This is a genomic window from Actinotalea ferrariae CF5-4, from assembly GCF_000603945.1.
GTDB lineage: Bacteria > Actinomycetota > Actinomycetes > Actinomycetales > Cellulomonadaceae > Actinotalea > Actinotalea ferrariae.
The window spans coordinates 1-811 of the sequence record NZ_AXCW01000049.1 but is presented as its reverse complement, the minus strand read 5'-3'; the positions used below and the strand labels follow the sequence as shown (position 1 = coordinate 811).

At 78.9% G+C, this 811-nt stretch carries 1 protein-coding gene; it reads left to right on the top strand.

The window, feature by feature from the left end:
* Positions 1–811 (top strand): hypothetical protein (locus N866_RS21305; protein WP_216699383.1); only part of this gene is annotated, 811 nt, incomplete at both ends.

The window sequence follows — 811 nt, the reverse complement described above, 5'->3', positions numbered from 1 at the left end:
CGGACCGCCCCGCCGGCCGCCGCGGCGCTCGCCCGTGCCGCTCGCGCCGCCGCCTCCCGGCCACCCGCGTGGCGGACGCGGATGCTGCGCGGCCTCCTCGTCCTCGGACCGGACGGCGTCGCGTGGGAGCTCGCGAGCCGGCTCGGCGAGGCGGGCGCCCTGGAGCCGTTCCCCGACGGGGCGCACCTGCCCGGTCTCTGGGCGGCGCACACCCCCGCGACCCTCGCCGTCGCGATCGGGCGACGGCCGGTCGTGCGCGAGGAGGCGTGGGCCTCGCTGCGCCTCGACGCGACGAGCACCCAGTTCTTCTACCTCGCCGGCCCGGACCCCGACTTGGAGGCGTGGTTCGCGGACCTCTTCCGTGCCCTGGACGTCGACCGGCCCGAGAACCGCGACCGCCTCGTCGGCGAGTGCCTCGTCCGGCTCCACGCGGTCCGGACCGTCCCGCAGGCCCGCCTCTTCGTCGAGGTGCTCGCCCACCTGCGGCTCGAGGACGACGAGGTCGCCGCACGCCAGGACCGGTACCTCGCGCTCCTCGCGGCGTCCTGCCCGAGCGGCGTGAAGGTCGCGCACGAGGCGCTGCGCCGCCTGCTCGCCGCGGGCCGGCTCGACGGGACCGGGCTGGCCGAGGCCTCCGCCGACGTGCTCACCCGCCCCGAGAAGGGCCTGGTCAAGGCGCACCTCCGGCTCCTCGCCGACGCGCTCCGGGCCGGTGCGGTCGCACTCTCCGCGGCGGCGGCGGTCCTCGCGGAGGCCCTCGACCCCGACCGCCCCGACCTCGCGGTGGCGGTCGCCGCCGTCCTGCGCCGGT